This is a genomic window from Kitasatospora putterlickiae, from assembly GCF_039527695.1.
GTDB classification, from domain to species: domain Bacteria; phylum Actinomycetota; class Actinomycetes; order Streptomycetales; family Streptomycetaceae; genus Kitasatospora; species Kitasatospora putterlickiae.
This window is the reverse complement of record NZ_BAAAKJ010000201.1, coordinates 5,404-7,706: the sequence shown is the minus strand read 5'-3', so window position 1 is coordinate 7,706 and position 2,303 is coordinate 5,404. Positions and strand designations below refer to the sequence as shown.

The 2,303-nt window shown below is 75.2% G+C and carries 4 protein-coding genes; 3 read left to right on the top strand and 1 reads right to left on the bottom strand.

Translation table 11 applies throughout. From position 1 onward, the window contains the following. Both ABD308_RS20255 and ABD308_RS20250 read left to right on the top strand, forming a co-directional pair. Positions 1-517 (top strand): helix-turn-helix transcriptional regulator (locus ABD308_RS20255; RefSeq protein WP_344337248.1); only part of this gene is annotated, 517 nt, incomplete at its 5' end. 133 nt (positions 518-650) lie between these two features. After that, positions 651-827, top strand: a complete 177-nt coding sequence (locus ABD308_RS20250) for a hypothetical protein (protein WP_344337246.1) — start codon at positions 651-653, stop codon at positions 825-827. A gap of 138 nt (positions 828-965) precedes the next feature. Here ABD308_RS20250 and ABD308_RS20245 read toward each other — a convergent pair whose 3' ends face one another. After that, a complete protein-coding gene (locus ABD308_RS20245) occupies positions 966-1,409 on the bottom strand; it encodes a hypothetical protein (protein ID WP_344337244.1) in 444 nt (147 codons plus the stop codon). A gap of 313 nt (positions 1,410-1,722) precedes the next feature. Between ABD308_RS20245 and ABD308_RS20240 the strand changes: the two genes are divergently transcribed. Then, the coding region (locus tag ABD308_RS20240; protein WP_344337243.1) for an LLM class flavin-dependent oxidoreductase at positions 1,723-2,303 on the top strand (581 nt) is incomplete at its 3' end.

Below are 2,303 nucleotides of genomic sequence, written 5' to 3'. Positions count from 1 at the left end.
GGCGGCGCTGGACCTGGCCCGGGGGCTGCTGTCGGCGGCGGCCGGCGAACCGGGCGCGGTGGAGGCGTTCACCCTGGCCCGGGACCGCTGGCGGGACATCGGGCGCCCGTACGAGGCGGCGCGGGCCGACGAGCGGATCGCCGTCGCGCTGGCGCCCGTCGACCGGGCCCGGGCGGCGGAGCGGATGACGGCCGCCGAGCGGGTCTACCTGGACCTGGGGGCGACCACCGACACCGCCCGGTGCCGCAAGCTGCGCCGGGACCTCGATCTCGGGGGAATCGGCTCGCCGGGGCGCCGGGGCTACGGCAAGCGGTTGTCGCCGCGTGAGCGGCAGGTGGCGGAGCTGCTCGCACAGGGCGCCGCGAACCAGGACATCGCCCAGGCGCTCTTCCTGTCCCCGCGCACGGTGGAGCATCATGTCGCGAACGTGCTGCACAAGCTGGGCACCAGCCGGGCCGGGACGGCGCAGGCGCTGGCCCGGGCCGGCTCCGAGGACGAAGGCGGGCCGGCCGACTGATCCGGGCCCTCCCCGCAGCGTTCCCGGGAAGCGATAGGTAGTCACCCGCATTGATCCGGCCGGGCCGGACCGGTTCCCTGGTGGACACGGCGAGCGAGCGGGGCAGCCGCTCCCCGACCAGGAGGGATCCCAGATGAGTGCACGTCACCACGCGCCGAGCGCGACCGCCATCCAGGCCGAGGACGGACCGGCCCCGGCCGGGGCCACCGTCCGGATCTCTCCGTCCCCCCGCAAGGCCGGGAACCATCCGCTCGCGCTGGTCCGGCTGGCCCGGCTGAGCCGGTCCGGCCCCGCGCACTGGGCGCACTGAGGACGCCGAGTGCGCTGAGCGCACCCATCCCCGGCTCCACCGCGTGCGGGCGGCGGAGCCGGGGACGTTCACAGGACGACGAAGGGCCCTGTCCGGACTGCCGGGCAGGGCCCTGGCCGTGTGGTCGGCCGGCGGGTGTCAGCAGCCGACCGGAACGGTGACGGTGGCGGTGGCGGGCGGCCAGCCCCACTCGGTGGTCTCCAGGGTGCCCGTGACGTTCGACCCGCACGGCGCGGTGACGGTCAGGGTGCCGACCGCGGTGCCGCTGTAGGCGACGAGGACGGTGGGCGTGATGGTGCCGAGCGTGGCGCCGCCGGCCACCGAGGCGGTCAGCCGGTAGGGGACCGTCCGGGCCGTCCAGCCGATGCTGCCGGGCGTGGTCCGGCCGTAGAAGGTGACCTGGTCACCGCTGACGGTGGCGCAGATCTCGTTGACCACCACGCCCCGGTACCCGGTGACGCAGAGGGCCCCGGGGTTGCCCGGGCCCTGGGGCGCGTCGGCGGCGAAGGCGGTGCCCTGGGCGGCGGCACCGGCGGTGCTCAGGACGGCGCTGGTGGCGAGGATGGCGAGGAGCCGGTTCATCGGGTGATTCCCGTTTCATGGGTAGGGGCGACGGCGTGAAGCCATGTGACATTTCATGCTTCACACTGCACATGCTGGCATCGATTCAGGCGGAATTTCTAATTCCACCCTCTCTTTTGAAGCCCGCCAGCCATTTCAGCCTTTTGATGACCGAATCTGGCCACCCGCTTGCCCTTCATGGCTCCAGGGTTTCCGTCCGTGAAGAGTTCATTGCGACCGTTGCCGGGCCTCGCGCCGCCGCGCAGGATGAACGGGCCCGGCCGCGCGGACCGACGCGCGGCGGACGGGCGGCCGACTGGAGGCGATCGTCGTCGTGTCCGCACAGCAGCTCCATCTCGCCGTACTCCCACCCGGCCCCGTCGGCCTCGACGGGCTCACCGGGCTCGCCCGCACCGCCGAACGCGGCGGGTTCGACCTCCTCCTGCTGCCCGAGACGGCGCCGCCCGGCCCCGAGGTCCTGACCGCCCTCGGCACCCTCGCCGCCGGCACCACCCGGCTCGGCCTGGCCGCCGCCCTCGGCCCGGCCGGCCACCAACCGTACGAGCTGGCCCGGCGGCTGGCCACGCTCGACCACCTCAGCGAAGGACGGGCGGCCTGGAGCCTGACGACCGGCCCCGCCGACGCCGACACCGGGCGGCTCCGGCACGCCGTCCTCCCCCAGGACGCCGACCGGCCCGCCCACGCCGCCGAGTTCCTGCGCGCGGCCCGGACGTTGTGGGACAGCTGGGCGGAGGACGACCTCCCGGCCGACCCCGCCGACGGCGCCTTCGTCCGGCCCGGCGCGGGCGCGTTCGCCCACCACGGCCCGCACTTCGACCTCAGCGGCCGGTTCACCACACCGCGCGCGCCGCAGGGCCACCCGGTCGTCCTGCGGAGCGTCGCGTCCGCGCAGGA

Coding starts and splice junctions, on each gene's coding strand:
- ABD308_RS20245 (WP_344337244.1), bottom strand. CDS start 1,409: ATGAACCGGCTCCTCGCCATCCTCGCCACCAGCGCCGTCCTGAGCACC.
- ABD308_RS20250 (WP_344337246.1), top strand. CDS start 651: ATGAGTGCACGTCACCACGCGCCGAGCGCGACCGCCATCCAGGCCGAG.